At 70.6% G+C, this 26,278-nt stretch carries 24 protein-coding genes; 10 read left to right on the forward strand and 14 right to left on the reverse strand.

Annotated features, from left to right (window positions below):
- Positions 1-219 precede the first annotated feature (219 nt).
- On the reverse strand, positions 220-1,797 hold the full coding sequence (locus ACFC1I_RS06360; protein WP_376007132.1) for a hypothetical protein: 1,578 nt from the start codon (positions 1,795-1,797) through the stop codon (positions 220-222).
- The gene (locus tag ACFC1I_RS06365; RefSeq protein WP_376008005.1) at positions 1,779-2,543 is read right to left on the reverse strand and encodes an ABC transporter ATP-binding protein; all 765 of its coding nucleotides are present in this window, start codon (positions 2,541-2,543) and stop codon (positions 1,779-1,781) included. The genes ACFC1I_RS06360 and ACFC1I_RS06365 overlap by 19 nt, the downstream gene beginning before the upstream one ends.
- Positions 2,544-2,693: 150 nt before the next feature.
- Here ACFC1I_RS06365 and ACFC1I_RS06370 point away from each other — a divergent pair, with 150 nt between their 5' ends.
- Positions 2,694-4,040 (forward strand): uracil-xanthine permease family protein, encoded by a 1,347-nt coding sequence (locus tag ACFC1I_RS06370; protein ID WP_376007134.1) that lies wholly within the window; start codon positions 2,694-2,696, stop codon positions 4,038-4,040.
- A gap of 128 nt (positions 4,041-4,168) precedes the next feature.
- Positions 4,169-5,008 (forward strand): VOC family protein, encoded by an 840-nt coding sequence (locus tag ACFC1I_RS06375; RefSeq protein ID WP_376008007.1) that lies wholly within the window; start codon positions 4,169-4,171, stop codon positions 5,006-5,008.
- A 12-nt stretch (positions 5,009-5,020) separates the two neighbouring features.
- Here the strand turns inward: ACFC1I_RS06375 and ACFC1I_RS06380 are convergent, their stop codons facing one another.
- From ACFC1I_RS06380 to ACFC1I_RS06400, 5 genes are all read right to left on the reverse strand, one after another.
- Complete coding sequence (locus tag ACFC1I_RS06380; RefSeq protein WP_376007136.1) at positions 5,021-6,061, reverse strand: LacI family DNA-binding transcriptional regulator; 1,041 nt, start codon at positions 6,059-6,061, stop codon at positions 5,021-5,023.
- A 55-nt stretch (positions 6,062-6,116) separates the two neighbouring features.
- Complete coding sequence (locus tag ACFC1I_RS06385; RefSeq protein WP_376007138.1) at positions 6,117-7,595, reverse strand: glycoside hydrolase family 1 protein; 1,479 nt, start codon at positions 7,593-7,595, stop codon at positions 6,117-6,119.
- A 75-nt stretch (positions 7,596-7,670) separates the two neighbouring features.
- Entirely contained in the window at positions 7,671-8,591 is a 921-nt protein-coding gene (locus tag ACFC1I_RS06390) for a carbohydrate ABC transporter permease (RefSeq protein ID WP_376007140.1), read from the reverse strand.
- The gene (locus ACFC1I_RS06395; RefSeq protein ID WP_376007142.1) at positions 8,588-9,688 is read right to left on the reverse strand and encodes a carbohydrate ABC transporter permease; all 1,101 of its coding nucleotides are present in this window, start codon (positions 9,686-9,688) and stop codon (positions 8,588-8,590) included. The genes ACFC1I_RS06390 and ACFC1I_RS06395 overlap by 4 nt, the downstream gene beginning before the upstream one ends.
- A gap of 83 nt (positions 9,689-9,771) precedes the next feature.
- Positions 9,772-11,046, reverse strand: coding sequence for an ABC transporter substrate-binding protein (locus ACFC1I_RS06400; RefSeq protein WP_376007144.1), 1,275 nt, complete (start codon positions 11,044-11,046; stop codon positions 9,772-9,774).
- A 255-nt stretch (positions 11,047-11,301) separates the two neighbouring features.
- Here ACFC1I_RS06400 and purS point away from each other — a divergent pair, with 255 nt between their 5' ends.
- Positions 11,302-11,550, forward strand: a complete 249-nt coding sequence (gene purS / locus ACFC1I_RS06405) for a phosphoribosylformylglycinamidine synthase subunit PurS (RefSeq protein ID WP_376007146.1) — start codon at positions 11,302-11,304, stop codon at positions 11,548-11,550.
- On the forward strand, positions 11,547-12,254 hold the full coding sequence (gene purQ / locus ACFC1I_RS06410) for a phosphoribosylformylglycinamidine synthase subunit PurQ (RefSeq protein ID WP_376007148.1): 708 nt from the start codon (positions 11,547-11,549) through the stop codon (positions 12,252-12,254). Before purS ends, purQ begins: the two co-directional genes overlap by 4 nt.
- 22 nt (positions 12,255-12,276) lie before the next feature.
- Here purQ and ACFC1I_RS06415 read toward each other — a convergent pair whose 3' ends face one another.
- On the reverse strand, positions 12,277-12,708 hold the full coding sequence (locus tag ACFC1I_RS06415; protein WP_376007150.1) for a DUF1761 domain-containing protein: 432 nt from the start codon (positions 12,706-12,708) through the stop codon (positions 12,277-12,279).
- Positions 12,709-12,815: 107 nt separating this feature from the next.
- Here ACFC1I_RS06415 and ACFC1I_RS06420 point away from each other — a divergent pair, with 107 nt between their 5' ends.
- The gene (locus ACFC1I_RS06420; protein WP_376007152.1) at positions 12,816-13,748 is read left to right on the forward strand and encodes a 2-hydroxyacid dehydrogenase; all 933 of its coding nucleotides are present in this window, start codon (positions 12,816-12,818) and stop codon (positions 13,746-13,748) included.
- A gap of 64 nt (positions 13,749-13,812) precedes the next feature.
- Entirely contained in the window at positions 13,813-14,439 is a 627-nt protein-coding gene (locus tag ACFC1I_RS06425) for a pyridoxamine 5'-phosphate oxidase family protein (protein WP_376007154.1), read from the forward strand.
- 15 nt (positions 14,440-14,454) lie between these two features.
- Here ACFC1I_RS06425 and ACFC1I_RS06430 read toward each other — a convergent pair whose 3' ends face one another.
- The 3 genes from ACFC1I_RS06430 to ACFC1I_RS06440 form a co-directional block, all read right to left on the reverse strand.
- Complete coding sequence (locus ACFC1I_RS06430; RefSeq protein WP_376007156.1) at positions 14,455-14,973, reverse strand: adenine phosphoribosyltransferase; 519 nt, start codon at positions 14,971-14,973, stop codon at positions 14,455-14,457.
- Positions 14,974-15,049: 76 nt separating this feature from the next.
- Positions 15,050-16,963, reverse strand: coding sequence for a M64 family metallopeptidase (locus tag ACFC1I_RS06435; protein ID WP_376007158.1), 1,914 nt, complete (start codon positions 16,961-16,963; stop codon positions 15,050-15,052).
- Complete coding sequence (locus ACFC1I_RS06440) at positions 16,960-17,412, reverse strand: hypothetical protein (protein ID WP_376007160.1); 453 nt, start codon at positions 17,410-17,412, stop codon at positions 16,960-16,962. The genes ACFC1I_RS06435 and ACFC1I_RS06440 overlap by 4 nt, the downstream gene beginning before the upstream one ends.
- A 138-nt stretch (positions 17,413-17,550) precedes the next feature.
- Here ACFC1I_RS06440 and ACFC1I_RS06445 point away from each other — a divergent pair, with 138 nt between their 5' ends.
- The 3 genes from ACFC1I_RS06445 to ACFC1I_RS06455 are packed head-to-tail and all read left to right on the forward strand — an operon-like array spanning position 17,551 to position 21,537.
- Positions 17,551-19,233: a glycoside hydrolase family 13 protein gene (locus ACFC1I_RS06445; RefSeq protein WP_376007162.1), complete on the forward strand. Its 1,683-nt coding sequence runs from the start codon at positions 17,551-17,553 to the stop codon at positions 19,231-19,233.
- Between the two features lie 39 nt (positions 19,234-19,272).
- Positions 19,273-20,292, forward strand: a complete 1,020-nt coding sequence (locus tag ACFC1I_RS06450; protein ID WP_376007164.1) for a LacI family DNA-binding transcriptional regulator — start codon at positions 19,273-19,275, stop codon at positions 20,290-20,292.
- 18 nt (positions 20,293-20,310) lie between these two features.
- A complete protein-coding gene (locus ACFC1I_RS06455; RefSeq protein ID WP_376007166.1) occupies positions 20,311-21,537 on the forward strand; it encodes an amidohydrolase in 1,227 nt (408 codons plus the stop codon).
- 39 nt (positions 21,538-21,576) lie between these two features.
- Here ACFC1I_RS06455 and ACFC1I_RS06460 read toward each other — a convergent pair whose 3' ends face one another.
- The 3 genes from ACFC1I_RS06460 to ACFC1I_RS06470 form a co-directional block, all read right to left on the reverse strand.
- Complete coding sequence (locus ACFC1I_RS06460; protein ID WP_376007168.1) at positions 21,577-22,041, reverse strand: SRPBCC family protein; 465 nt, start codon at positions 22,039-22,041, stop codon at positions 21,577-21,579.
- Positions 22,042-22,058: 17 nt separating this feature from the next.
- Complete coding sequence (locus ACFC1I_RS06465; RefSeq protein ID WP_376007170.1) at positions 22,059-22,793, reverse strand: hemerythrin domain-containing protein; 735 nt, start codon at positions 22,791-22,793, stop codon at positions 22,059-22,061.
- Positions 22,794-22,900: 107 nt separating this feature from the next.
- Positions 22,901-24,001: a VanZ family protein gene (locus ACFC1I_RS06470; protein WP_376007172.1), complete on the reverse strand. Its 1,101-nt coding sequence runs from the start codon at positions 23,999-24,001 to the stop codon at positions 22,901-22,903.
- A gap of 136 nt (positions 24,002-24,137) precedes the next feature.
- Here ACFC1I_RS06470 and ACFC1I_RS06475 point away from each other — a divergent pair, with 136 nt between their 5' ends.
- Entirely contained in the window at positions 24,138-26,222 is a 2,085-nt protein-coding gene (locus ACFC1I_RS06475; RefSeq protein WP_376008009.1) for an APC family permease, read from the forward strand.
- Positions 26,223-26,278: the final 56 nt, after the last annotated feature.

Below are 26,278 nucleotides of genomic sequence, written 5' to 3' on the forward strand. Positions count from 1 at the left end.
GGGCTTGCCGGGACCGGGGATCGTCGACGAGACCGGGGACGACGCCCTGTGTCTCGACGCATTCCCCCAGTCTCGCCACCTCGCGCCGAGGCGAGCTAGCCAGGACGGAGCCCGAGGAGGTTGGGCGGGCTCAGGAGGGTGCGCGGGCTCAGGATGGTGCGCGGGCTCAGGAGGGTGGGCGGCTGCTGCTGCGACGCGTGGTCAGGGGTGCAGCATCCGTCACGCGTTCTTCATCGCCTTCAACCGGGCGAGAAGCATCGGGCCGGAGCGGTCGAGCATGGTGCCGCCGATCAGGATGCCGCCGACGAGCACCGCGGTGCCGAATACGATGCCGATGGCGAAGGCGATCCAGCTCAGGGTCGGGTTCTCGGTGAAGTAGCCGATGAGCCCCACGATGATCGCGGGCGCCGAGAGCGCGAGCGCCACGAGCCAGATGCCGAGGAAGGCCATGCCCTGCAGGAACGTCGTGCCAGGAACGCGCTTGAACGGGTTGTCCCCCGAGCCGGGAACCGGCACGACGAGCTGGGCGGAGGTGACGGCGCACACGCCGTAGCTGGTGAAGAGGACTCCCAGCGCCATGCCGAGGATGCCGGGCAGCTGCGTCCAGTCGCCGGCCAGCGCCAGGGGCAGGATCGCGGCCAGGAGCACGAGCGGCACCGCCACCGCGGCGGCGGCGAGGGTGCGGCCGAGCCGGTCCGCACGGCCGCGCGCTCCCGTCGCGACCTCGGTGCCGAACGCCGTGCCGTCGTAGGAGATGTCGGCGTAGACCACGATGCCGATGACGAACGCGATGATCGGCGCCGAGAACGCCAGCGCCACGAGCGGGTCGCCGTCCCGCGCGTAGAACCAGAGGAGCACCGGCACCAGCGGCACCGCGATGAGCTGGCGCAGATACCGCGGGTCGCGCGTCCAGTACGTCAGCGCCCGCGCGAACACCGCGCCCGCGGCGCCCGTCGGAACGCGGCCGAACCACCCGATCGATCCCGCGCGCACGGCAGCGGAGGAGGCCGCCCGAGGACGCACGAGGGAGCGTGCCAGCGACGCGCGCCACAGCAGCCACAGCGCCGCGAGGGTGGCGAACGCGATGAGCAGCTTCGCCGCGGCCGCGCCGAGATCGCCGGCGGCTGCGTCGGCGGGCACCGCCCACGCAGCGCCGAGCGGCGTCCACCCGAGGAGGGGCAGCGTCTCGGCGAGCGTGGCGGCGTTCACCGAGACGCCGGACGCGAGCGCCGCGATGATCGGTCCAGCCAGGATGAGCGGGATGAAGACGAGGATGCCGGCGACCTCGCGGAAGCGCCGACCCCCGCCGAAGCCCGAGGCGACGGTGGCGACGGCGCGCGAGGCGACCACCGCCGTGAGGATCGCCACGGGGGTGCTCACCAGCCACGCGACGATCGCCGCCGGCCAGTGCGCCCACGTCGCGATCGTGGCGAGGGCGGCGACGGACGTGACGATGCCCGGGATGCCGCAGACCCCGGCGAGCGTGAGCGCGACCATCATGCGCGACGTCGTCATGGGGAACACGACGAGCCGGTCGGGGTCGAGCGTCGTGTCGACACCGAACGCCACGAGAGGGATGAGCGCCCACCCCAGCGTGACGAGCGATCCGGCGCCGACGATCACGATGCCCGCGAGCCGCACGTCCGCGAATCCCAGCGCGACGAGGCCCGCGACGATCCCCAGCAGGATCACCACGCCGTACAGCGCGCCGAGGATGAACCCGACCAGCTGCCAGGGGCTCCGCGCGAGCTGATTGCCGAGGACGCGGAACCGCAGCCTCAGGAGCGCCGCAACCATTCCGGGCCTTCCGTGTGGCGGCGGCCGCCGACGAGGTCGACGAAGCGGTCCTGCAGCGACTGGCCCGCACGCACGTCGTCGACGGTGCCGGCGACGAGGAGGCGTCCGGCCGCGACGATCGCGACGTGGTCGCACATGCGCTGCACGAGATCCATCGAGTGGCTCGAGACGATGACGGTGCCCCCGCCGGCAACGTAGCCGGCGAGGATGTCCTCGATGTTCGCGGCCGACACCGGGTCGACCGACTCGAAGGGCTCGTCGAGCACGAGCAGCCGCGGGGCGTGGACCAGGGCGCACGCCAGCGCGATCTTCTTGGTCATGCCGGCCGAGTAGTCGACGACCATCGTGCCCGCAGCATCCGTCATATCCATCAGCGAGAGGAGATCCGCCGTGCGCTGCGCGATCTCGTCGTGCGGCAGGCCGAAGAGCAGCCCGTTGTAGGTGACGAGCTGCTCGCCCGTGAGGCGGTCGAACAGCTTGACGCCGTCGGCGAGGTTGCCGACCATCGCCTTCGCCTTCACCGGCTCGCGCCACACGTCGACGCCGTGCACGAGCGCCTGACCGGCGTCGGGCATGAGGAGCCCCGTCGCCATCGAGAGCGTCGTGGTCTTGCCGGCGCCGTTCGGGCCGACCAATCCGTAGAACGATCCGGTGGGCACGCGCAGGCTGACATCGGCCACCGCGAGCTTGTCGCCGAACCGCTTGTGGAGGCCTCGAAGCTCGAGCGCGGACGGGGTCGGCGGCATTGCGGGGTCGGTCACGGTCCTCCGTCGATTCGGCGTCGGGTGCGGGCGGTTCTCCCTCCACCCTTTCGGATGCCGCGTGGCCGAGGCAACTCGCGCGCGCCCGCTCGCTAGGGTGATGCTCGCACCATCACCCGAGCGCAAGGAGCGCGCATGCCTCTGTGGACCATTCACGGCAACGGCCGGACCGTCGAACCCGGCAAGGTCGTGAAGCCCGACGAGCGGCTGAACTGGCCCGCGACCATCGCGATCGGCGCGCAGCACGTCATCGCGATGTTCGGCGCCACGTTCCTGGTGCCGGTGCTCACCGGCTTCCCCGTGTCGACGACGCTGCTGTTCTCGGGCATCGGGACGCTGCTGTTCCTCCTCGTCACGAAGAACCGCCTCCCCAGCTACCTCGGCTCGTCGTTCGCCTTCATCGCGCCGGTCACCGCCGCCACCGCGTCGCAGGGCATGGGCTCGGCCCTCGCCGGCATCGTCGCCGTCGGCGTGCTGCTCGCGATCGTCGGCTTCGTCGTCCAGTTCGCAGGCCTCGGCTGGATCGAGAAGCTCATGCCGCCGGTCGTCGCCGGCGCCATCGTCGCGCTCATCGGCTTCAACCTCGCGCCGGTCGCGTGGCAGAACTTCCAGCAGGCGCCGATCACCGCGACCATCACGCTCGCGGCGGTCATCCTCGGCAGCGTGCTGTTCCGCGGCTTCCTCGGCCGCATCTCGATCTTCCTCGGCGTGATCGTCGGCTACATCGTGGCGCTGCTGCGCGGCGAGGTGAACTTCGACGCCGTGAACGAGCTCGTCGCCAACGGGCAGTGGGTGGGCCTCCCGACGTTCCAGTTCCCGACGTTCGGCAACCCCGGCACCTGGAGCGTCATCGCCATGTTCCTGCCGGTCGTGCTCGTGCTCATCGCCGAGAACGTCGGGCACGTGCGCGGCGTCGCGACGATGACCGAGGCATCCGTCAACAAGTACACCGGCCGGGCGCTCATCGCCGACGGCGCGGCCACCGTGCTCGCGGGCTCGTTCGGCGGCTCGGGCACGACGACGTACGGCGAGAACATCGGCGTCATGGCGGCGACCCGCGTGTACTCGACGGCCGCCTACTGGGTCGCGGGCATCTTCGCGATCCTGCTGTCGCTGTCGCCGGTGGTCGGCGCGGTGTTCAACTCGATCCCCGCCGGCGTGCTCGGCGGCGTGACGACCGCGCTCTACGGACTCATCGGCATCATCGGCATCAAGATCTGGGTCGACAACCGCGTCGACTTCTCGCGCCCGGTGAACCAGTACACGGCCGCCGTCTCGCTCGTGATCGCGATCGCCGGCTTCACCATGGTCTGGGGCGACTTCCAGCTCGGCGCGATCGTCATCGGCGCGGCAGCCGCCCTGCTGATCTACCACCTCGGCAACGCCATCGCCCGCTGGCGCAAGACCGGCGCCGACGACGGCGGCCCGCTCCCCGCCGTGGGCCAGCTCGGCGGCGACCCGCAGGACTCGCAGGTCAAGTAGGCATGGGGCCGCAGCATCCACTCCCCTTCTTCGGGCAGCGAAAAGGGGGAATGGATGCTGCGGGCAAATGGTTGTAGGTACACGTGAATGACATCGCACACCACGACAAGCTCGCCGCCGACACCTCGATGGGGGCCGTGACGCTCCTCGTCGGCGACCTCGACGGCATGACCGCGTTCTACCGCGACGTCGTCACCCTGCAGGTGCTGTCGGCCGAGGGCGACGAGGTCGTGCTCGGACGCGCGGGCCGGCCGGTGGTCATCCTGAAGCACGAGCCGGCGCTGCGCCACGCGACGCCGGGCGCCGCGGGGCTGTTCCACACCGCGATCCTGTTCGAGACCCAGGAGGCCCTCGCCGCGGCGCTCTACAGCGTCGCGCAGCGGGCGCCCCACACCTTCACGGGGTCGGCCGATCACCTGGTCAGCGAGGCGTTCTACCTCACCGACCCCGAGGGGAACGGCATCGAACTGTACCGGGACCGCACGCGCACCGACTGGTCGTGGATCCACGGCAGCGTCGAGATGGCGACCCTCTACCTCGACCCCAACGGCTTCCTGCGCGAGCACCTGACCGAACGGGCCGCGAGCGGCGGGACCGGGCAGGACGCGGCATCCGTCGGTCACGTGCATCTGTCGGTCGGCGACGTCGCGAGCGCCCGCGCGTTCTACGTCGACGCACTCGGCTTCGACGAGACGGCGGCGATGGGCGACCAGGCTCTGTTCGTCAGCGCCGGCGGCTACCACCACCACATGGCGATGAACGTGTGGAACTCGCGCGGCGCGGGACCGCGGATGCCCGCGCTCGGCCTCGGCCGCGTCGACCTCGCGCTTCCCGATGGCGACTCACTGGGCGAACTCGCCGAGCGGCTGCGCCACCACGGCCTCGAGGTGCGCGACGACGGCCGCACCCTGGCCTTCGACGACCCCTGGCTCAACCTGCTCCACGCGACCGTTCCCGGCCGCGGCTGACGCGCCGGGGCGTCAGACGGAGTCGCGGACGACGAGCTCGGTCTCGAGGATCGTGACGTGACGAGGATGCCGCCCCGCGAGGAGGTCCAGCAGCACCGTGGCCATGCGCTCCCCCTGCGCGAACGACGGCTGGCGCATCGTCGTCAGCTGCGGGAGGACCGACGTGGCCACGGGTGAGTCGTCGAAGCCGATGATCGCGACGTCCTCGGGGACGCGCATGCCCGCGGCCGTGAGCACCGTCAGCACGCCGCGCGCCATCAGGTCGCTGGCGACGAAGACCGCATCGGGCTTCGCCCCCGTGGCGAGCACCCGGCGCATCGCGTCGGCACCGCCGTCGGCGGTGAAGTTGCCGTCCTCGACCGCGATCTCGTCGAGGTTCCACGCGGCGAGCGCGTCGCGGTATCCCTGCAGGCGGTCGACCCCGGCGGGCATGTCGCGCGGGCCCGTGATGGTCGCGATGCGGCGGCGCCCGCTCTCGATGAGGTAGACCGTGGCGTCGTACGCCCCGCGGACGTTGTCGACGTCGACGTAGTAGTCGAGCTCGCGCTCACGCACCGGGCGTCCGCCGTAGACGACGGGCACGACGTTGGCGATGCGGTCGATAAACGTGTCGCTGGTGTGGTGCGAGACGACGATGCAGCCGTCGACCGCGCCGGAGCGCACATACGAGGTCGTCTTGTCGCCCGGGTCGTCGCTCGCGATGAAGAGGTTGAGCACGTAGTCCGAGCGGCTGAGGCGGGAGTTGATGCCCGACACGATCGCCGCGAAGAACGGGTCGCCGAAGAACCGGGTGGTGTCTTCGGGCACGATGAGCGCGACGGCGTGCGTCTTCTGGCTCGCGAGCGACCGCGCGGCGCGGTTGGGGACGTAGTTGAGCTCGTTGATCGCGCGCGTCACCGACTCGAGAGCCTCGGGGCTGACCGCGGTCGAGCCGTTCACGACGCGCGACACCGTCGAGCGCGAGACGCCCGCCGCCGCGGCGACCTCTTCGATCGTCGCCGCGTGCGCGATGCCGGCTCCTCGCTGGCTCTGCCGCATGGCCTCGGTACTCATTGCTGCCCCCTCCTTCCCGGATGCTACTGCGCCGCAGCCATCCCGCGGCCCTGTGCTACGACGCCACCGTCGCGGCGCGCGCGGACGCGAGGTCGATCGCGCGGGCGCCGATGATGCGGCTGTACTCGAGAGCGCTGTCCTTCGGGGTGCGCTCCTGCGTGTCATAGTCGACCCGCACCATTCCGAACCGCTTCTCGTACCCCCACGCCCACTCGAAGTTGTCGAGGAACGACCAGTAGAAGTACCCGCGCACGTCGACGCCGGCCTCGGCCGCGTCGAGGATCGCGCCGAGGTGGCCGCGCAGGAACTCGACGCGGTCGGCGTCGTGCACGCGCTTCTCGCCGCCGTCGACCACGAGCTCGTCGTCGTACGCGGCGCCGTTCTCGGTGACGTAGAGCACCGTGCCGGCCGGCTGGGCGTACTCGTCCCACACGCGCTCGAGGAGCGTGGTCAGCCCCTCGGGCTGCACCTCCCACTGCATCGGCGTGCGGGGCAGTCCGCGCTCGTGCCAGTAGATGGCATCGTGCGAGGGGAACGGAGAGCGCGCAGGGCGGTCGGTCGGCGCATCGCCGCCGATCGGCGGGTTCACCGGCTCATGGCCGCCCACGTACTCGCCGTGGTAGTAGTTCACGCCGAGCGTGTCGATGGGCGTCGCGATCGTCTCGAGGTCACCCGGGCGCACGGCGGTCTCCCACGCGGCGATGGCCGCAGCATCCACCTTCCGGATGTCTTCGACGATGTCGGCCGGGTACTCCGCGCGGAAGATCGGGTCGAGGAACCAGCGGTTGAACTGACCGTCGATGCGGCGCGCGGCGTCGACGTCGGCCGGGTCGTTCTCGTCGACCGGCTCGGCGACCGTGAGGTTCAGCGTGATGCCGAGCTTGAGCGACTCGTCGCGGGCCCGTAGCTCGCGCACGGCCTGGCCGTGGCCGAGCAGCAGGTGGTGCGCGGCGAGCACGCCCTCCTCGACGCTGTAGTGGCCCGGCGCGTGGATGCCCGCCGTGTAGCTGAGGAACGACGAGCACCACGGCTCGTTGAGCGTGGTCCACACGTTCACCCGGTCGCCCAGCGCGTCGTGCATCGTCAGCGCGTACTCGGTGAAGAGGTCGGCCGTGTCGCGGTTGGCCCAGCCGCCCTTCTCCTGCAGCGCCTGCGGCAGATCCCAGTGGTAGAGCGTCAGCCACGGGAGGATGTCGGCCCCGAGCAGCTCGTCGACCAGGCGCTTGTAGAAGTCGACGCCCTTGAGGTTGACCGCCCCGCCGTCGGGCCGCACGCGCGACCACGACGTCGAGAAGCGGTACGTCTGGAGGCCCAGCTCCTTCATGAGCGCCACGTCATCGCCGTAGCGGTGGTAGTGGTCGCACGCCACGTCGCCGTTGTCGGCGTTGATGACGGCGCCCGGCACGCGGCAGAAGGCGTCCCAGATCGAATCGCGGCGGCCGTCCTCGTGGGCGGCCCCCTCGATCTGGAAGGCAGCGGTCGCGGCGCCGAACAGGAAGTCCTGGGGGAAGGCGCGAGAGATCGCGGTCGTCATGAGGTCAATGATCCTCTCGGGGAACGTCGATGTCAGGAGGCCCAGGGCAGAAGGGATGCCGAGGGTGGGGAAGGTCTAGCCCTTGACGGCGCCGGCCATGATGCCGCTGACCAGCTGCTTGCCCGTGAACACGAACAGGATGAGGAGCGGAATGGTGGCCAGCAGCACACCGGCGAGCACGATCGAGTAGTCGACGAAGTAGTTCGACTGCAGGAGCGAGAGCGCGACGGGGAGCGTCGGGTTCTGCCGGTCGAGCACGATGAACGGCCAGAAGAAGTTGTTCCACGCGGTCACGAACGTGAACAGGCCGAGCATCGCGGCGGCGGGCCGCGCGGCGGGGAGGCCGACCGTGAGGAACGTGCGGAACGAGTTCGCCCCGTCGACGCGCGCCGCCTCGATGAGCTCGTCGGGCACGGTCTGGCGCAGGTACTGCGTCATCCAGAACACACCGAACGCCGTCACCAGCGCGGGGATGATGATCGCGCCGATCTGGCCCGTCCAGCCGAGGTCGGCGAACAGGATGTACAGCGGCACGACACCCAGCTGGGTCGGGACCGCCATCGTCGCGATCACGAAGATGAGCAGCCAGCTCGCGCCGCGGAAGCGGAGCTTGGCGAAGGCCCAGCCGGCGAGCGTCGAGAAGAACACCACCGAGAGCGCGATGATCGTCGAGCTCCAGATCGAGTTCCACAGCGCCAGCCAGAAGTTCACGGCGGGGTCGTTGATCACCGCGGCGGCGTTCGCGAAGAAGTTGCCGCCGGGGATCCACGACATGTTGGGGTCGCGGATCGTCGACGAGTCGCCCGAGCCGATCAGCAGCGACCAGTAGTACGGCAGCAGCGAGGCCAGGAGCACGAAGCTCAGCGCGGTGTAGACGAACCAGCCCGGGCGCTCGCCCGCACCGCCGCGACGACGGCGGCGACGCGGCGCACGGCGCTCCTCGCGGGGTGTTTCGGGATCGTCGAGGTGCAGCGGCATCACGGCGGGAGCGCTCATCGCACGACCTCCTTCTGCGTGTCGGTGGACGCGGCCGAGCCGGACGCGGTCGCGGATTGGGCGGCCACGGCGGCGCGCGCGGCCCTGGCGGCGGCGCGGCGCTGCGCTCTGGTCAGCTGCCCGCGGCCTCCTTCGTTGCGGATGAGGCCCTGTGAGACGAACAGGTTCACGATGCCGATCGCGAGGATGATCAGGAACAGGATCCACGCGAGCGCTGCGGCGCGGCCGAAGTTCCACTCGCCCCAGCCGATGTTGTAGAGCCACAGGCTGATGGTCAGCCACTGCGAGTCGGCGCCGCCGGTGCCGTACTGGTCGTACATGCGGGGCTCGTCGAAGATCTGCAGGCCGCCGATGGTCGACGTGATGATCACGAAGATGAGCGTCGGACGCAGGCTCGGCACCGTGATCGAGAAGAACTGGCGGATCTTGCCGGCGCCGTCGACCGTCGCGGCCTCGTAGTAGTCGCGCGGGATGGCCTGCATCGCGGCGAGCAGGATGAGGGTGTTGTACCCCGTCCAGCGGAAGTTGACCATCGTGGCGATCGCGATGTGGCTCGCGAAGGCGTTGGAGTGCCACGGGATGTCAGGGATGCCGATCCGGTTCAGCATCGTGTTGATGATGCCGTACTGGTCGCCGAACATGTTGCTGAAGATGAGGGCCACGGCGACGGGGGCCATGACGTAGGGCACGAGCACGCCCATGCGCCAGAAGGTCTTGGCGCGGATGTTCTGGTCGAGCATCGCGGCGATGAAGATCGCGGCGATCAGCTGGGGGATGCTCGAGAGCAGGAAGATGCTGAAGGTGTTGCGCAGCGCCACCCAGAACTTGGGGTTGGCGAGCACCCATTCGTACTGCGCGAACCCGATGAACTCGCCGGAGTTGCGGACGAGATCCCAGTCCATGAACGAGATCACGGCGGTGTAGGCGATCGGGAACAGCCCGACCACGATGAACAGCAGGAAGAACGGCGAGATGTAGAGGTAAGGGGAGAGCTTCAGGTCCCACGCGCTCATCCGATGGCCGAAGCCGATGCGCTTGGGCGATCGCGGGCTCGCGCCCGACGTGGTCGAGCTCGCCGGCGAGACGGTGGTGGTCACGGGGCTCCTCGTTTCGGGTCCGGGGGGAAGGGGTCAGGGGGATGCCGGGGGCCGCTCAGGCGCGCCCCCGGCATCCTGGATCATCAGCCGATCGCGTCGACCTCGGAGACCCACTGGTCCCACGACGCCGGTGCATCCTGCGTTCCGTCTTCGACGCGCGTCAGAGCCTTCTGCATCGCGTCGTTGATCTGGAAGTAGTACTCGCCCTTGAACGGCGCGACGGTGACCGCGTTGGCACGGTCGGTGAGGATCTGACCCACCGGCGCGTTGTTGAAGTACTCGTTCGTCGAGCTCAGCAGGGTCTCGGACTCGAGGGCCTCGACCTGGCTCGGGAACGTGCCGGCACCCTCGAACGCCTTGATCTGCTGCTCGGGAGCGGTCAGCCAGTCGGCGAGCGCCTGCGCGGCCTCGACGTGAGCGCCGTTCGCGGGAACGGTCAGGTACGAGCCGCCCCAGTTGCCGCCGCCGTTCGGGAACACGTTGGCGATGTCCCACGTGGTGGTGTCGGGCGCGTTGCCCGAGATCACGCCGAGCATCCAGCCCGGGCAGAGCATCGTGGCGAAGGCGCCGTCCGACAGACCGGCGAACCAGTCGTCCGACCACTGGCCGAGGTGAGCCGACTGCGTGGCGCTGGCGGCGGTGACCTGGTCGTAGATGTCCTGGACTTCAGGGTTCTCGGTGGCGATGATGTCACCGGTCTTCGGGTCCTCGTAGGCGGCCTCGACCTGGTTGATCATGCCCTGGTAGGTGCCACCGGCCGAGTCGAAGAACGCCTTGCCGGTCGCGGCCACGTACTGGTCGCCGACCTCGAAGTACTTCGCCCAGTCACCCTCGAGGAGGGCGGCGACCTCGTCGCGGTCGGTCGGCAGACCGGCCGCAGCGAACAGGTCGGAGCGGTAGCAGACGCCCTCGGGGCCGATGTCGGTGCCGTAGCCGATGAGGTTGCCGTCGGCGTCGGTCGCCGCCGCGGTCTTCCAGTCGAGCCAGCGGTCCGTCAGATCGGCCGGGACCGGCGCGAGCAGGTCGGAGTACTTCATGACCTCGGGCAGCCAGTCGACCTCGATCGCCTCGATGTCGGCGAGGCCCTTCTTGCCGAGCTTCTGGAAGTAGTTGGCGCGGGCGTCGTTCGACGTCGCTGCCTTGTTGTGGACGATCTTCACGTTCGGGTTCTCGTCCATGTATTCCTGGAAGAGCTCATCGGTGTACCCGAAGTCGTTGAAGGTGGCCACGGTGAGCGTGATCTGCTCGTCCGAGCTGCCGGCGTCGTCGCCACCACCGGCGCAGCCGGCGAGGACGATGGCCGAAGCCGAGAATGCGGCGATTGCCACAGCGCTTCTGCGGAAGGCGCGTGCGTTCACTGTCACTCCTTTGTGTTGTCAGGGTCGTGTGTGTTGCAGGACCGGCCCGGGGGAACCGTGCCGTGTTGAGCGATCGTGGGAGCGTTCCCATCGATCGAGACGCAACGCTATGGGATCGCTCCCACGAAGTCAAGGGAGCGCTCCCACGGCTTGGTCACGGTTGCGTCACGGGCGGTTCGGACGCCCGGGGAAACCTCGCGCGCACGGGCCCGTAGACTGGAGGGGACCCCTGCCCGCGACATCCGGAGCTGTCACATGCCCACCATCGTCGTCGACGTCATGCCCAAGGCCGAGCTTCTGGACCCGCAGGGGAAGGCCGTCTCAGGCGCCTTCGCCCGCCTCGGCGTCTCCGACTTCAGCGCGGTGCGCATCGGCAAGCGGTTCGAGCTCACCGTCGACGGCGAGGTCACCGACGAGGTGCTCGCGGAGGCCCGCCGCATCGCCGACGAGATCCTCTCGAACTCCGTGATCGAGGACGTCGTCGGCATCGAGGTCACGGAATGACCGCCCGCATCGGGGTCATCACCTTCCCGGGTTCGCTCGACGACCGCGACGCGCAGCGCGCGATCGAGATCGCGGGCGGCGAGGCCGTCGCCCTCTGGCACGGCTCGCACGACCTCGACGGCGTCGACGCGCTCGTCCTCCCCGGCGGCTTCAGCTACGGCGACTACCTGCGCGCCGGAGCCATCGCCGCTCTCGCGCCGATCATGGCGGAGGTGAAGGATGCCGCGGCCAAGGGCATGCCGGTCCTCGGCATCTGCAACGGCTTCCAGATGCTCGTCGAGGCGCACCTGCTGCCGGGCGGCCTGATCCGCAACGCGCACCAGCAGTTCGTCCGCCGCGACCAGAAGCTGCGCGTCGAGAACAACGACACCGCGTGGACCAGCGATTTCGCCTCCGGCCAGGAGATCGTCATCCCGCTGAAGAACGCCGACGGCGGCTACATCGCCTCGGAGTCCGAGCTCGACCGCCTCGAGGGCGAGGGCCTGGTCGCCTTCCGCTACCTCGGCGTGAACCCGAACGGCTCGCTCCGCGACATCGCCGGCCTCACGAACGAGCGCGGCAACGTCGTGGGCCTCATGCCGCACCCCGAGCACGCCGTCGAGCCCGGCTTCGGTCCCGACACTGTGGCCGCGATGCGCTCGGGCGTCGACGGCCTGTCGTTCTTCACCTCGGCCATCGCGGCCGTCGTGGGCGCCGCGGCCTGAGCCGCAGCATCCGGATCCGCTTCTAGACCGTTCCCGCGGGCGGCCACAGGCCGATGATCAGCGCCATCACGACGATGGTCACGAGCTCGTGCGAGATGTTCATCACGGTCAGCGACGACGGCCGGCCCTCGAACGCGTCGTGCGTGATGAAGCGCGCCGCCGTGAAGCCCGCCCACAGGATCACGCCGGTGAGCAGCGCCGCCCACAGGTAGCTGCCGCCGTAGAAGTGCCACGCAATCGACGAGGCGCCCGCCAGCACCCACGCGGTCACAAAGCTGACGATCACGGTCACGACGATGGGCACGACGGCGGTCGCGGCCGGCCGGTCCATGTCGACCTTCGCGAGCTTCGCCCACCGCGTGCCGAACACCTTCGGCGTGTACCAGATCGAGCCGACGACCATGCTCGACGCCGTCGCGATCAGCACGGCCCAGTAGTTGATCTCGGGAACCACGTCCGCCTCCTCCGCCCGGGCGCCGCATAAGCCGCGGCCGCCGCTCGACGCGAGCGTAGCGCCGCCCGGCGACACCGGTGTCGCACCGCGCCGGTAGCGTGGAGCGGGTGAGCAGTGGCATCCGGAATCTCGTCGTCAGCGTCCCCACCGCAGAGCTCGCCGCCGATCTCGGCGCTCTGCCCGATGGCGTCGAGCTGGTGGTGTGGCCGATGGATGCCGCGGCCCCCCGCGAACGGTTCGACATGGTGGTGCCGCCCTACATGTCGATGGCGCGCGTCCTCCAGCGCCTCGAGGGCATCGAGGTCGGGCTCGTGCAGAGCCAGTCGATCGGCTACGACGGCGTCGCCGACATCCTGCCCGAGGGGCTCGTCTTCGCCAACGCCGCGTCGGTGCACGAGACCTCGACCGCCGAGCTCGCCGTGGGCCTCGCCATCGCGGCCCAGCGGCGCCTCGACGCGTTCGCCGTCGACACCGCCGCCGGCCGCTGGGCCCCGGTGTTCACCCAGAGCCTCGCCGACCGGCGCGTGCTGCTGCTCGGCTACGGCGGCGTCGGCAAGGCTGTCGCGGCGCGGCTCGAGCCCTTCGAGGTCGAGCTCACCGCGGTGGCATCGCACGCCCGCGACGAGGACGGCGTCGCCGTGCACGGCATCGACGAGCTGCCGGGGCTCCTCCCCCAGGCCGAGATCGTGGTCCTCACGCTCCCCGGCGGCGCGGCCACCCAGGGCATCGTCGACGACGCGTTCCTGTCGGCGCTGCCCGACGGCGCGCTCATCGTCAACGTCGGCCGCGGCACCCTCGTCGACACGGACGCCCTCGTCGACCACGTGCGCCGGGGTCGCATCCGCGCGGCTCTCGACGTGACCGACCCCGAGCCCCTCCCCGCGGGCCACGCGCTGTGGGGCCTGCCCGGCGTGCTCATCGCCCCGCACGTCGGCGGCGCGTCGAGCGCGATGCGGCCGCGGGTCGCGAAGCTCGTCCGCACGCAGATCGAGCGCCTCGCCGCCGGCGAGCCCCCGCTCAACGTCGTGCTCGGCGGCTGAGCCCGCGCCCCCTTCTGTTCTCCGCCGCTCTGGGGTAGACCGGAAGGGACGGACCTGGTGCGCGATGAACGATTCCCCGAACGATTCCCCGAAGGATGCCCCGAACGGCTCCCCGAGCGCCGACCCCTCGCCGAGGGTGGAGCGGCTTGCCGCCTCGGCGTGCTGGGAGTACCTGCAGAGCGCCGAGCTCGGCCGGCTCGCGGTCGACAACGCCGACGGTGCGCCCGACATCTTCCCGGTCAACTACGTCGCGCACGAGGGCGCGCTGTACATCCGCACCGCGCGGGACGCGAAGCTCCTCCACATCGCGCAGCACCCGATGGTGGCGTTCGAGGTCGACGGCGCGACCGGCGACGACGACCACTACTGGAGCGTCGTGATCCGCGGCAAGGCCGAGCGCGTGACCCGCGACGACGAGATCCGCGACAGCGGCGTGCGGCAGCTCGCGTCGTGGAGCCCGACTGCGAAGTTCTTCGTGATGAAGGTCGTGGCGAACTCGGTGACCGGCCGGCGCTTCCCCCGGCATGCGAGCCGCAAGGATCCGCTGAAGGCGTTCGAGGGCGACGCGACGCTTCCGACCGCGCCCGAGCCGCCACGGCCGCCCCGTGCCGAGCGCCCGGCGCCGATCCCGCACTTCGGGCCGCGCACCGGTCCGCAGGACACCATCCCGGGACCGCGCACCGACGGCTGACGCGCCGAGCGGTCGTCAGGCGGTGAAGACCGTGTGCACGTCGCCGACGATCGCGCGGCCGCCGAGGGCCTCGAGCTCCATCAGCACCGCGGTGCCCACCACCACGCCGCCCAGCGTCTGCACGAGCTCGTGCGCCGCGACGAGCGTGCCGCCGGTCGCGAGCACGTCGTCGACGAGCAGCACCCGGGTGCCCGAGACGATGTCGTCGTGCGCCTCGATCGTGGCGGTGCCGTACTCGAGCGCGTAGGAGACGGATGCTGCGGGCAGAGGCAGCTTGCCGGCCTTGCGGATCGGCACCAGGCCCACGCCGGCCTCCATCGCGACGGCGCCCGCGAGCAGGAACCCGCGCGCCTCGACCCCGGCGACGACGTCGAACGACCCCTCGAACGGGGCGATCATCGCGTGGATGACCGTGCGCAGGGCCGAGGCATCCGCCAGCAGAGGCGTGATGTCGCGGAACTGCACGCCCGGCTCGGGGTAGTCGGGGATCGTGCGGATGAGGGATTCGGCGCGCGTGAGGGCTTCAGAAAGCACCCGCCCACCCTACGCCGGGTCCGCACGACGGATGCCGCCGTCGATCGCGTCGGCGGCGGCATCCGTTCCCCGCGGGTCAGGTGATCCCGAGCTGGAACCAGCCGGCCCAGCCGCCGGCTCCGTTCCACCACGTGCTGTAGGCCAGCCCGTCGCTGCCGGTGACGAACACGTCGATCTGCTCGGCGACGCGGCTGAGGGCCGCGACCTGGCCGCCGGGCTTGCCGACTCCTCCCGACACGTTGAACCAGCCGGCCCAGTTGCCGCCCTCGTGCCACCACGTGGAGTACACGCGGTTGTCGGTGCCGATGACGAACAGGTCCAGGTGGTTGTCGTAGCGGGCGATGGCGGTGACGTCGGACCCCGGAGAGGCGACGCCGCCCGACACCTGGAACCAGCCGCGGGCCCATCCGCCGTTGACGTTCCACCAGGTCGACATGATGCGTCCCTGGCTGTCGGTGGTGAACAGGTCCAGCTGATCCGGATGACGCGCCACGACCGTGACCGTCGAGTCGGGTCGGCACGTGATGCCGTTGATGGGGAACCACCCCGACCAGCCGGAGCGCTGGTCCCACCACGCCGAGTACACCCGGTTGTCGGTCCCGACAGTGAAGATGTCGAGGTGGTGCGGACGGCGGGCGACCGCGGTGACCGGCGCGCCGTTCGCGGCCACGCCTCCGCCCAGGTGCACCCAGTCGCGGGCCCAGCCTCCCCCGCCGTTCCACCAGAGCGTCATCGTGCGACCGCGCTCGTCGGTGGTGAAGAGATCGATCTGGTCGGTGTACCGCGACAGGGCCGTGACGACCGAGCCGGGTCGGCACCGGATGCTGCCCAGCACGAACCAGCTCGACCACCCCGAGGAGGCATCCCACCACGCCGAGTACACGCGGTTGTCGGTGCCCACGGTGAACAGGTCGAGGTGCCGGTCGAAGCGCGAGATGGCCGTGATCGGCGACCCCGCGCCGCCGGGAGCGGCGACCCCGCCCATGAGCGAGAACCATCCGGCCCAGCCCGAGCCCGCGTCCCACCAGTTCGACACGCAGCGACCGTCGGGGGCGACCGCGAACACGTCGAGGTGCTCGGGGTAGCGCGCCACCACCGACATCACCGCGCTCGCGCGCACCTGCTGGTTCATCAGCGGGCGGAACCTGTTCCAGATCACCGCCTTGCAGACGGCGCAGAACTCGACGCCGAGGTTGCGCATCTTGCAGTTCCACTCCGGGCGATACGCGCCCGCGTGGTAGTAGTGCGCACCCTCGAACGTCCCGACCGTCCCCGCGGCGACCGGGCTCGGCGAGTAGTCCTCGACCGCCGGGTCGGGGTTGGTCTGCGTCGGGATGGGGGTGTTCGCCGCGACCGCCCAGCGCCACTTGAGCGTGTTCCGGTCGGTGTTGATCGTCACGTTCGGCTCGCCGGGCTCCACCGCCGGATGGTGCTGCCGATCCGGTTCGTTCCCTCCCGCCCAGTACGGGTACTCGTCGGCCAGGCCGAAGGCGGTGTGGCCCGCCTCGTGGATGGCGATCTCGGTCGCCCCGCCCGCGAGCGAGTAGGTGCCGATCGATCCGCCCGCTCCGCCGTAGACAGTCGAGTTCACGACGAGCAGCGCGAGCGTGAACTCCGGCACCTGCGCGGCCGCCGTCGTGAGGACCGTGGTGTTGTTCGCGAGGAGCAGGCGACGGATGCCTCCGCCTCCGAACGTCGCGTCGAAGTAGGTCCGCGCCGTCGCGCCCGTGCCGCCCGCGGCCGCCGGGTCGTCGGCGCCGCTGTCGGTCGAGCGGACGTTCACCCGGAAGACGTTGATCACCGGCCGCAGGTCGCTGAACGGGTTCGTGGCGAAGAGCGCGTTCACGAAGGCCGTGGCCGCGGAATCGAACGCGCCCTGCTGGGCCGCGGTGAATCCGTCGCCCAGCAGCACGATGTTGAAGGCGCGGTTGCGCGGCGCGTTCCCGTGGATCTGCGTCGTGCCGATGACGGCGCCGTCGGCGGTGGTCATCGCCCCGTCTCCTCGATCGCGTCGTCCGAGAGGACGATCGGCTCGACGGACTCGACCCCCCGCTCGCCAGGGGGCGCCTCGGTGCCGGGGCGCTGGAGCACGACCCGCGCCGCCGCGGTCGGCGCCGGCACCACCACGGTGAAGGCTCCGCGCTGGACGGTGTCGGGCACGCGCGTGATCGCCTCGCCCGGCTCGCCGAAGACCTCCAGCGACTCGGGCAGCGCATCGCGCACGCGCACCCGCGACAGCGGGGCGCCGTCGGCGTCGCGGACCTCGACGTGGTCGGCCGTCGGCGCCTCGTCGAGATCGAACCCCGAGACCGCGACATCGACGCGCTGCTGACTGACGAGGCGGACTTCGCCGCCCTCGTACTCGTAGATCAGGCGCAGGGCGGCGGGGCCGTCCGGCGTCTCTTCGCCGGGGCCGCCCGGCATTTCGGGAGAGCTCATTGCTGCACCTCCGGATCGATGGACTCTGACCCTGACGAGGAGCGCGCGCCGTCAGCCGCTGATACCCGCCGACGCCGCCGTGGTGGGAAGAATGACACCGGACGATCGAACTGTAAGCGCTTGCAGTATGCTGGCCGGATGACTTCCGCAGAGACCGTCGAGCGCACGGACGCGTTCCTCACCGCTGTTGGCGGCGAGTGGTGGCGCACCGCCGTCATCTACCAGATCTACCCCCGTTCGTTCGCGGACGCATCAGGCGACGGCATCGGCGACCTGCCGGGCATCACGTCGCACCTCGACGATCTCGCCGACCTCGGCATCGACGCCATCTGGCTGAGCCCGTTCCAGCGCTCGCCCCAGAAGGACGCCGGCTACGACGTCAGCGACTACTGCGACGTCGACCCGCTGTTCGGCACCCTGGCCGACTTCGACGACATGCTGGCGGCGGCGCACGGGCGCAGCATCCGTGTCATCGTCGATCTCGTCCCGAACCACTCGTCCGACCAGCACGAGTGGTTCCAGCAGGCCCTCGCCGCGGCTCCCCACAGTGCCGAGCGCGCGCGCTACATGTTCCGCGACGGCAAGGGCGAGCACGGCGAGCTGCCCCCGAACAACTGGGAGTCCGTCTTCGGCGGGCCGGCATGGACGCGCGTGGTCGAGGCAGACGGTGAGCCCGGCCAGTGGTACCTGCACCTCTTCGACTCGTCGCAGCCCGACTTCGACTGGTCGAACGCCCAGGTGCGCGAGGAGTTCCGCCGCATCCTGCGCTTCTGGCTCGACCGCGGTGTCGACGGCTTCCGCGTCGACGTCGCCCACGGCCTGGTGAAGGCCGAGGGCCTGCCTGACTACATCCCGGACCCCGAGGCCGGCTCCATGGGCGGCGAAGCCGAGAATGTGCCGTACTGGGGACAGGACGCCGTGCACGAGGTGTACCGCGACTGGCGCAAGATCCTCGAGGAGTACGAGGGCCACCGCGCGCTGGCGGCCGAGGCATGGCTGCCGACCGCCGAGCGCACCGCCGAGTGGGTGCGTCACGACGAGATGCACCAGGCCTTCAACTTCCCGTACCTCGAGACGAAGTGGGACGCCGCCGACCTCCGCAAGGTCATCGACGTCTCGCTCGCCGCCTTCCCGGGCGTCGGCGCGCCCTCGACGTGGGTGCTGTCGAACCACGACGTGGTGCGCCACGCGTCGCGTCTCGCGCTCACGGCTGAGAACCCGCAGGGTCACGGCATCGGCCCGGACTCCCCCGGCCAGCCGATCCGCGAGGTGGGCCTCGCCCGCGCCCGCGCCGCGACGACGCTCATGCTCGCCCTGCCGGGCTCGGCGTACCTCTATCAGGGCGAGGAGCTGGGCCTTCCCGAGGTCATCGACATCCCGGGCGACGCCCGTCAGGACCCGACCTGGTTCCGCACGAACGGCGAGCGGTACGGTCGCGACGGCTGCCGCGTGCCGATCCCGTGGAACGCGGATGCCCCGGCCTACGGGTTCAACGCGACCGGTGCGTCGTGGCTGCCCCAGCCGGCCGAGTGGGCGACGCTCGCCCGTGACGCGCAGTCCGGCGTCGAGGACTCGACGCTCGAGCTGTACCGCACGCTCCTCGCCGAGCGCCGCGCGCGGTCGCTCGGTGCCGGCTCGCTGGAGTGGATCGACGGATACGGAACGGATGCTGTCGCATTCCGCAACGGGAATGTCACGGTGATCGCGAACACCGGTTCCACGCCGATCGCGCTTCCGGGCGGTATCGTGATCGCGTCGAGCGGTCCGGTCGCGGAGGGGAAGCTGCCGGGCGACACGACGGTCTGGCTCGAAACGGTCTGAGCCGCAGCATCCACTCTCCTTCGAAAGCCAGGTGACGACGTGGTCAGCATCGACGAGGTCGCCCGCGCGGCGGGCGTCTCGACCGCGACCGTCTCGCGCGCGCTGAGCGGGCGCGGCCACGTCTCGGCCGGCGCGAAGGCGAAGGTCGAGGAGGCCGCGAAGAGCCTCGGCTACGTCGTGTCGGCGTCGGCGTCGAGCCTCGCCTCGGGGCGCACGCGCAACATCGGCGTGCTGGTGCCGTTCCTCGACCGCTGGTTCTTCTCGACGGTGCTGAGCGGCATCGCCTCGGCGCTGATGCGCCGCGGGTACGACATCACGCTGTACAGCCTCACCGCCGACCGGGGCGAGCGGCACGACGTCTTCGACACCTTCCTGCGCCGCCAGCGGGTCGACGGGGTCATCGCGATCTCGCTCGAGCTCGGGCAGGAGGAGACCGAGCGGCTCGTCGAGCTCGACCTGCCGGTGATCGCGATCGGCGGGCCCAATCCGCTGCTCACGACCCTCACCGTCGACGATGTCGCCGTGGCGCGGCTGGCCACCGAGCACCTGCTCGCGCTCGGCCATCGGCGGATCGCGCACATCGGCGCGAGCCCCGAGTTCGACATCGACTTCCACATCCCCACGCAGCGCCGGCAGGGCTTCGAGCAGGCGCTGGCCGACGCGGGCATCGAGGTCAGCCCGTCGCTGTTCGAGCCCGCCGACTTCACGATCGAGGGCGGGTTCCGCGCCGCGAAGCAGCTGCTGGGCAAGCCCGGCAGCCGGCCGACGGCCATCTTCGCGGCCTCGGACGAGATGGCGATCGGGGCGCTGCTCGCCGCGCGCGAGCTCGGCTACCGCGTGCCCGAGGACCTCTCGGTCATCGGCATCGACGGTCACGAGCTCGGCGAGTTCTTCCGCCTCACCACGGTCGACCAGTTCCCCCTCGGTCAGGGCGAGCGGGCCGCCGACGCGATCCTCGAAGCACTGGAATCGACGGATGCCGAGGCCCCGACGCACCGCCCCGGTGAACTGCCGTTCGAGCTCATCGTGCGGGGCTCGACCGCCCGCCTTCCGCAGTAGACCCCTAGGCTCGACGGCATGACCCTCGACCTCGAAGCGATCTACGTCGATCTGCACCGGCATCCGGAGCTGTCCTTCCAGGAGACCCGCACGGCGGGGGTGATCGCGCAGCACCTGACCGGGCTCGGCGTCGAGTTCGAGGAGGGGATCGGCAAGACCGGCGTCGCCGGCGTGATCCGCAACGGCGAAGGCCCCGTGGTGTGGCTCCGTGCCGACATGGACGCCCTGCCGGTGCCCGAGCAGACCGGCCTCGAGTATGCGAGCACGGCCCGCGGCACCGACCCGGCCGGCAACGACGTGCCGGTGATGCACGCCTGCGGCCACGACATGCACGTCACCGCGCTGCTCGGGGCGCTCGAGCGCCTCGTCGCCACGAAAGACGAGTGGTCGGGCACGATCGTCGCCGTCTTCCAGCCCGCCGAGGAGTACGGCGCGGGCTCGCAGGCGATGATCGCCGACGGCGTGCTCGACCGGTTCCCGAAGCCCGACATCGTGCTCGGCCAGCACGTCACCCCGCTGCCGGCAGGCACCATCGGCGTCCGCAGCGGCACGCAGATGGCGGCCTCCGACGGTCTCACGGTCACGCTGCTCGGCCGCGGCGGCCACGGTTCGCGCCCGCAGGCGACGATCGACCCGGTCGTCATGGCGGCGGCCACCGTCATGCGCCTGCAGACTGTCGTGTCGCGCGAGACCGACCCCCGCGACGTCGCGGTCGTGACCGTCGGCTCGATCCACGCGGGGCTCAAGAACAACATCATCCCCGCTGAGGCCAAGCTCGAGCTGAGCCTGCGCTACCCCGACGACGAGGCCCGCGCGCGCGTGCTCGAGAAGGTCGAGCGCATCGTGCGCGCCGAGGCGCAGGCCTCGGGCGCCGAGGAGCCGCCGGTCATCGTCACCGACCACACGCTCCCCCCGACGATCAACGACGCCGAGGCGACCGCCCGCCTGACCGCCGCGTTCGACGGCGCCTTCGGCGACGGCACGGTCATCGACCCCGGCATGTTCACGGGCAGCGAGGACGTCTCGTGGTTCGCCCGCGAGGCCGGCGTGCCGCTCGTGTTCTGGTTCTGGGGCGGCGTCGATCCCGTGAAGTTCGCCGAAGCCACGGCGGCCGGCACGGTCGATCGCGACATCCCGACCAACCACTCGCCCTTCTTCGCTCCGGTGCTGCAGCCCACGCTCAGCCGCGGCGTCGACGCGCTCGTGGTCGCCGCGCGCGAGTTCCTCGCCGAGCCGACGGCGTAGACGGATGACGGATGCTGCGGCCCGCAGCATCCGTCCCCCTCATTGCTGTGCAGGGTCGGCGACGAGTGCCACGCGGGCGTCTTCGCCGTCGAGCAGCCGCTGCAGGCCGGTGAAGTCGCGCATCAGGATGCGGGCCAGCACAAAGGTGGGCAGCAGAGCGACCAGTCGCAGCCAGCCGGCGACGTCGCCCCCGTAATCGGCGTGGACCCGGGTGCCGCCGCCGTCGGCGGTGCAGGCGTACTCGACGCGCGAGTTCCACGGCGCGGTGGAGTGCCACACGACCCGTTCGTCGGGCTCGATGACCTCGAGCACGTCCTGGAAGCGGACGCGGAACGGGCCGACGATGTGGTCGACCGCCGTCCAGCGGCTGCCCACGCTCGCGGGTCCGTCGCCGACGCGCTGCCGCAGTTCCACCGCGGGCGCCCACTCGTGCCAGGTGCCGGGATCGGCGAAGTACGGGAACACGCGAGCGGGCGGATGATCGAGATGCACGTCCAGCGTCACGCGTCTCCACATGGCCGTCACACCATCGCGGGAACCGGGCGGCCGGGGTAGAGCTCGCGCATCGCCCTGTCGTACTGCCGCTTCATGAGCAGCGCATACAGCAGCCGGATCGGTGCGGGGACGTTCGCGCGCATCCACTCGTCGCGCTCGCCCTCGGGCACGCTCGCGATGAGCAGGCCGAGCTGGAGCGACATGATGTCTTTGCCGAGCTCCTTGCGGTGGGCCATCAGCTCCGCGCGGGTGTGCTCCTCCATCCAGTCCCACTCCTGCTGGGACAGCACGGCGCCGGCGACCGGCAGGATGTCGTCCTCCTCGTGCCCGAGGTGGGCGATGAGGGTGTCGCGGAGGTGCTCGATGTCGGCGGCGAACGGATCGCCGATGGCGGGGTCCGCCGTCGCCAGCCACGGCTCGAGCTGCGGCTCGATCCGGGCGAGCTGCGCGGCGACCTCCGCGTGCTGCGCGCGCATCTGATCGACGTGCAGCGCGCAGCCGGGGTCGCGCGCGACCAGCTTGTCCCACAGCGCGACGTCTTCGGTGTGGTGATGCATGTGCAGCGCGTAGAAGTCGAGATGCGCGTACCGGCCGACGACCGCGGCGCGCTCGAGGTCGCCAGGCGGGACGCCGCGCACGAGCTCGGGCAGTTCGCGGTAGAGCCACCGGAAGATCCGGTGCACCAGGATCAGGCCGGACGTGTCGCAGCCCGGCTCCTGCCCCTCTGGCATCGCTCCGGAGGAGGGCAGTCTCGTGGCCATATCGCACCCCCGATCCCCGCAGCTCGTCGACGGTGACGACCCCAGGCGGTGATCAGCCGGATTCTACTCCCGGGCGGCGCGCCACCACAGGGGTCCGCGGCACGGGCTCACCGGCCGGGAGCCGTCGCAGAGCCCGGGGGCGCAGCATCCGGTTCCTCCAGCTCCCGCGCATCGGCGAGTCGCTGGCCGGACGCCAGCCCGGGGACGCCGCGACGGCCCTCGGTCGTGAAGACCAGCACGATCGACACCACTGCGAAGACCGTCGCGACGAAGGTCCAGGCGCCGGGGAGGGCGTTCAGCACGAGGTAGCCGCCGATGCCCGTGATGAAGCGGAGGAAGCGCGCGAGGCCGACGGGGAGCGGGCCGCCGGTGAAGCGCAGCTGCACGGCGTGGTCGCCGATCGTGCCTCCGGTCGCGAGCGTCACGACGAGCCACACGGCGATCGGCACGGCCGAGCCGATGAGGTTCGCCGCCGCCCCGTCGCGCACCGCCGCGCCGGCGCCGAGGAGGTACAGCACCAGCTGCACCACGACGACGACGGTGAGCGTCAGCACCCACGCCGCGAGCCCGTCGCACAGCATGCCGAGCAGGCGCCGACCCGGTGTCACCGGCTGCGGCAGGTCGGCGCCGGGAAGACGCGGCGACCCGCGGTGGCGGCGCGGCACGGCAAGCGCGAGCAGCGAGCCGAGCGCGGCGCCCAGGGTGTTCGTGAGCAGGTCATCGACGTCGAACACGCGATAGGCGCACGGGTAGAGCCCCCAGACGCCGGTGAACTGCGTGACCTCGACGAAGCCCGAGAGCCCCAGGCCCACGACCACCGCGAACACCACGCCGCGGCCGCCCAGCACCCGGAGGAAGAAGCCGAGCGGCACGAACAGCAGCACATTCAGCAGCAGCTGCAGCACCGCGGGGTCCGTCGCGAAGGCGCTGCCGCGTCGTGCGATCGCTGCGCGCACCTCGTCGGCGAGCGCCGTCACGTCGACGTTCACGCCCGCGCACGCGATCGTGTCGGGGTCGGGCAGGGGCAGCAGCGTGTAGGTCCAGATCGCCATCACGTAGATGAGCGCGGCGCCCCACAGCACGAAACGGCCGACGCCGAAACCGCCGCGGCGGCGGTAGCTGAGCGCGACGAAGGGGACGAACAGCAGCACCCCCACGACCACCCCGAGGGTGATCGCGAGCACGCCGAGGATGATCTGCTCGTCCACGCTACGAGTGTCCCAGAGGGGCACCCGTATGGATTTCGTGAGGATGCCCGCCCGGATGCGTCCTCACGTTCTCCTCACGAGTAGCGTTCCGGCCGTGACGAACGAAAGCCGCGAGCAGTCGGTCGACGAGACGCCGATGGCGAAGCGTCTCATCCTCGGCGACCCGCTCGCGTCTACCGACTCCGATGAGCATCTGCTGCCGAAGAAGATGGCGCTGCCGATCTTCGCCTCGGACGCGCTCTCGTCCGTCGCGTACGCCCCGCAGGAGCTGCTGCTCATCCTCCTCACCGGCGGTCTCGCGTTCCTCGCTTTCGCCCCGTGGATCGCGGCCGCCGTCATCGTGCTGCTGATCGTCGTGGTGGTCAGCTACCGCCAGCTCATCAAGGCGTACCCGTCCGGCGGTGGCGACTACGAGGTCGCCCGCAAGAACCTCGGCGAGATCCCCGGCGTCATCGTGGCGTCGGCGCTGCTCGTGGACTACGTGCTGACCGTGGCGGTGTCGGTCGCCTCGGGCGTCGACAACATCATCTCGGCGCTGCCGGGACTGAACCCGTGGCGCGTCGAGCTGGCGGTCGGCTTCGTCATCCTGATCGTCGTCGTCAACCTCCGTGGCGTGCGCGAGGCCTCGCGGGCCTTCGCGATCCCCACCTACGTCTTCATCGGGTCGGTCGGCGTCATGATCGTCGTCGGCATCTTCCAGATCGTGACCGGCAACCCGCCGGTCGCCTCGAGCGCCCAGTACGCGGTGCAGACCGAGAGCCTCACCCAGGCCGCGGTCATCCTGCTGGTGCTGCGCGCGTTCTCGAGCGGCTGTTCGGCGCTGACCGGCGTCGAGGCGGTGTCGAACGGCGTGCAGGCGTTCCGCAAGCCCAAGGTGCGCAACGCCCAGACCACGCTCGCGATGATGGGCGGCATCGCGATCCTGCTCTTCGCCGGGCTCACCGCGATCGCCCTGGTCTCGGGCGTGCACTACGCCGAGAACCCGTGCGACCTCGTCGGCTTCGACTGCTCCAACCCGCAGCCGAGCCTCATGGCGCAGGTGTCGTCGGCCGTGTTCGGCATGAACTCGATCCCGTTCTTCGTCATCCAGGCGGCGACGGCGGTCGTGCTGCTGCTCGCCGCGAACACGGCGTTCAACGGCTTCCCGCTGCTCGGCTCGGTGCTCGCGCGCGACGGCTACGCGCCCAAGGCGCTCAATACGCGCGGCGACCGGCTCGTCTACTCGAACGGCATGATCATCCTCGGCCTCATCGCGATCGGCGTGCTGATCGTCTACCAGGCCAACCTCACGAACCTGATCCAGCTGTACATCATCGGCGTCTTCGTCTCGTTCACGATCGGCCAGATCGGCATGATCCGGCATTGGATGCGGGGGATCCGGGGCATCCGCGAACTCCCCGCCGATGCGCGGCGCAGCGCCTCGGCCCGCACCGAGCTCTTCGGCCTGCGCAAGGGACTCGTCATCAATTCCCTCGGCGCCACGATGACGGCATCCGTCCTGGTCATCGTGACAATCACGAAGTTCACGCACGGCGCGTGGCTGGTGTTCCTCGCGATCCCGATCCTGTCGTTCCTGATGGTGGGCGTGCACCGCTACTACCGCGACGTCGAGCACGAGATCGAGATGGACGATCAGACGCACTTCGGCTCGACGGGCGATGTCGCGCTGATCCTCGTGAACCGTCTGCAGAAGCCCGTCGTGAAGGCCGTCGACTACGCGCTGGCCGCCAAGCACGACAAGACGTTCGCGGTGCACGTGTCGGTGACGAAGGAGGATGCCGCGTCCCTCGAGGAGGAGTGGCGTCAGCACCGCATGCCGATCCCGCTCAAGATCATCGAGTCGCCGTACCGCATGTACGCCAGCCCGATCGCCGAGTTCGTCAAGAAGTACCGCGAGGAGCACGGCTCGTCGGTGGTCACCGTCTACCTGCCGCAGTACATCGTGGGGCACTGGTGGGAGTCGATCCTGCACAACCGCCGCGCCCGCCGCATCGCGCAGCAGCTGATGCTCGTGCACGGCGTCTCGATCACCCTCGTGCCGTGGCTCCTGGACTCGTCCGAGCTCATCTACGGACGCCGGTCGCGCGTCCTGCCCGGCGACGAGCGGGCAGGGCGCGTCACGGCCCCCGAAGTGCACCGCGTCGGCCGTCGCGCGGTGCGCCCCGCCGGGCCGCCCGAGAAGGCCGGAGCGCCCGACACGACAGTCTCGACTAAGTCCTGACACCGGCGTCGGGCGCCACCCCCCGGAAAGCGCCCGGCGCCGGGTCGCAGCATCCC

The organism is Microbacterium sp. NPDC056044 (assembly GCF_042267145.1).
Lineage (GTDB): Bacteria > Actinomycetota > Actinomycetes > Actinomycetales > Microbacteriaceae > Microbacterium.

Coding starts and splice junctions, on each gene's coding strand:
- purS (WP_376007146.1), top strand. CDS start 11,302: ATGCCCACCATCGTCGTCGACGTCATGCCCAAGGCCGAGCTTCTGGAC.
- ACFC1I_RS06365 (WP_376008005.1), bottom strand. CDS start 2,543: ATGCCGCCGACCCCGTCCGCGCTCGAGCTTCGAGGCCTCCACAAGCGG.
- ACFC1I_RS06375 (WP_376008007.1), top strand. CDS start 4,169: ATGGGGGCCGTGACGCTCCTCGTCGGCGACCTCGACGGCATGACCGCG.
- ACFC1I_RS06370 (WP_376007134.1), top strand. CDS start 2,694: ATGCCTCTGTGGACCATTCACGGCAACGGCCGGACCGTCGAACCCGGC.
- ACFC1I_RS06385 (WP_376007138.1), bottom strand. CDS start 7,595: ATGACGACCGCGATCTCTCGCGCCTTCCCCCAGGACTTCCTGTTCGGC.
- ACFC1I_RS06440 (WP_376007160.1), bottom strand. CDS start 17,412: ATGAGCTCTCCCGAAATGCCGGGCGGCCCCGGCGAAGAGACGCCGGAC.
- ACFC1I_RS06445 (WP_376007162.1), top strand. CDS start 17,551: ATGACTTCCGCAGAGACCGTCGAGCGCACGGACGCGTTCCTCACCGCT.
- purQ (WP_376007148.1), top strand. CDS start 11,547: ATGACCGCCCGCATCGGGGTCATCACCTTCCCGGGTTCGCTCGACGAC.
- ACFC1I_RS06475 (WP_376008009.1), top strand. CDS start 24,138: ATGGCGAAGCGTCTCATCCTCGGCGACCCGCTCGCGTCTACCGACTCC.
- ACFC1I_RS06360 (WP_376007132.1), bottom strand. CDS start 1,797: ATGGTTGCGGCGCTCCTGAGGCTGCGGTTCCGCGTCCTCGGCAATCAG.
- ACFC1I_RS06435 (WP_376007158.1), bottom strand. CDS start 16,963: ATGACCACCGCCGACGGCGCCGTCATCGGCACGACGCAGATCCACGGG.
- ACFC1I_RS06465 (WP_376007170.1), bottom strand. CDS start 22,793: ATGGCCACGAGACTGCCCTCCTCCGGAGCGATGCCAGAGGGGCAGGAG.
- ACFC1I_RS06425 (WP_376007154.1), top strand. CDS start 13,813: ATGAACGATTCCCCGAACGATTCCCCGAAGGATGCCCCGAACGGCTCC.
- ACFC1I_RS06390 (WP_376007140.1), bottom strand. CDS start 8,591: ATGAGCGCTCCCGCCGTGATGCCGCTGCACCTCGACGATCCCGAAACA.
- ACFC1I_RS06455 (WP_376007166.1), top strand. CDS start 20,311: ATGACCCTCGACCTCGAAGCGATCTACGTCGATCTGCACCGGCATCCG.
- ACFC1I_RS06380 (WP_376007136.1), bottom strand. CDS start 6,061: ATGAGTACCGAGGCCATGCGGCAGAGCCAGCGAGGAGCCGGCATCGCG.